Raw genomic sequence first — 1,887 nt, 5'->3', positions numbered from 1 at the left:
TGTCGCCGCGGTACCATAAAAAACCCAGGTAGCTGACGGCGACGCCGACGACGAAGTGCAGCTGCGCTGCCGCGTCGGCATGGCCGGCATCGAGCAGGCCCGTGCCGGCCATCAGGACCATGATCCACAACACGACACGCTGGTGACTCATCGCGGCTCCTTGCGCCGCGGCGAATCCGTCAGCGCGATTTGATGACGTCGGACAGCTTACGGAAGCGGCTGAAGTTGCCGTTGATCATCATCACGCCTTCTGCGACTTCACGATCGTCAGCGCCGACGCGATCAGGCCGCTCATGTCGCCCATGTCGGCCGGAACGATGACCGAGTTGTTCGTCTTGGCCAGGTTGCCGAAGGCGTGCACGTACTCTTCGGCCACGCGCAGGTTGACGGCATCGATGCCGCCCGGCGAACGGATCGCCTCGCCCACCTGGCGCAGCGCGCTGGCGCTGGCCTCCGCCAGCGCGATGATGGCCGCAGCCTCGCCCTGCGCGCGGTTGATGGCGGCCTGCTTCTCGCCTTCCGAGCGGGCGATGGCCGCTTCGCGCTCGCCGCTCGCGATGTTGATGGCTTCCTGGCGCCGGCCCTCCGACGCGGCGATCAACGCGCGCTTCTCGCGCTCGGCCGTGATCTGGCGCTGCATCGAGTGCAGGATCTCGGCCGGTGGCGTGAGATCCTTGATCTCGTAGCGCAGCACCTTGACGCCCCAGTTGGCGGCCGATTCGTCGATCGCGTTGACGATCGTCGTGTTGATGTGGTCGCGCTCCTCGAACGTCTTGTCCAGTTCCATGCGGCCGATCACGGAACGCAAAGTCGTCTGCGCCAGCTGGGTGATGGCCTGGATGTAGTTCGACGCGCCATACGACGCGCGCATGGCGTCCGTCACCTGGAAATACAGGATGCCGTCGACCTGCAGCTGCGTGTTGTCCTTCGTGATGCAAACCTGCGGCGGCACGTCGAGCGGGATCTCCTTCAGGCTGTGTTTATAGGCGATGCGGTCGACGAAGGGCACGACGATGTTCAGGCCCGGCGCCAAGGTAGCGTGGTACTTGCCGAGCCGCTCCACCACCCATGCGTGCTGCTGCGGCACGACATTGATGGTCTTGATGACGAACACAATGGCGATGATGAAGATCACCAGCGCGACGGTTCCGAACGTGAATTCCATGGGTTTCCTTCCTTGAAAAAGGTGATGGTCAGGCGAGCAGTTCGTAGGCGACGCTGCCGAGCCCCGCCGCGACGACAAGCACGAGGCAGAAGCCGCCAAGGCGCAGCAGGGCGCGGCCCTTCTGGCCGGACGGACGGCTGCGCACGAGGTAATACGGCACGGCGAGGACCGCGAACATCACGATGCCCACGTTGAGCAGCGCCGTGCGGCGGTATTGGTGGGCGTCGCTGTCGAGGCGGTACCAGCAAAAGCTCAGGAAGCTGAACAGCACCGTCGACAGGACGGCCCAGCCGTTCGACTGGACGCCCAGTGCCATCTCGCGCGCGTCGACGACGCCGAACACGAGGGTCAACGCCACCAGCAGGGTCAGGACGTGCTTCTTGGTCATGGATTGCCCACCACGAGTCGGCTGCCGTGCACTTCGACGATGCGGAATTCGCCCGCATGCGGCGCGACGCCCTGCCCGAGCTCCACGTCCCACAGCGCGCCGCGGTACATGACGCGCGCGCGGCCGTTGTCCCAGGCGGGCACGGTCACGCGCTGGCCGATGTCCAGGTTGACGTTGCGGTCGCGCTGCGCATACCCCCCCCCCCGCTGGGCGCAGCGCGCGCGGGGGAGCAGCGGTGTGTTATTAACAAATACGAGCCCCCCCGACGGGGCGACAGGGGGGTTGGGGGGGGGGGGGGGGGAAAAAAAAGGGGGGGGGGGGGGGGGGGGGGGGG

The 1,887-nt window shown here is 66.3% G+C and carries 3 protein-coding genes; all 3 read right to left on the bottom strand.

The annotated features are described in order from the left end of the window. Nucleotides 1–241 precede the first annotated feature (241 nt). On the bottom strand, nucleotides 242–1,165 hold the full coding sequence (locus ACEN88_RS30475) for an SPFH domain-containing protein (protein ID WP_413345740.1): 924 nt from the start codon (nucleotides 1,163–1,165) through the stop codon (nucleotides 242–244). Nucleotides 1,166–1,193: 28 nt separating this feature from the next. After that, complete coding sequence (locus ACEN88_RS30470; RefSeq protein ID WP_413345738.1) at nucleotides 1,194–1,553, bottom strand: hypothetical protein; 360 nt, start codon at nucleotides 1,551–1,553, stop codon at nucleotides 1,194–1,196. Further along, nucleotides 1,550–1,887 (bottom strand): NfeD family protein (locus ACEN88_RS30465; RefSeq protein ID WP_413345736.1); only part of this gene is annotated, 338 nt, incomplete at its 5' end. The genes ACEN88_RS30465 and ACEN88_RS30470, both read right to left, overlap by 4 nt.

Source organism: Massilia sp. CT11-108 (assembly GCF_047302915.1).
GTDB classification, from domain to species: domain Bacteria; phylum Pseudomonadota; class Gammaproteobacteria; order Burkholderiales; family Burkholderiaceae_D; genus Telluria; species Telluria orientalis.
The sequence above is the reverse complement of the archived record's forward strand: the minus strand, read 5'-3'. Positions and strand labels throughout refer to the sequence as shown.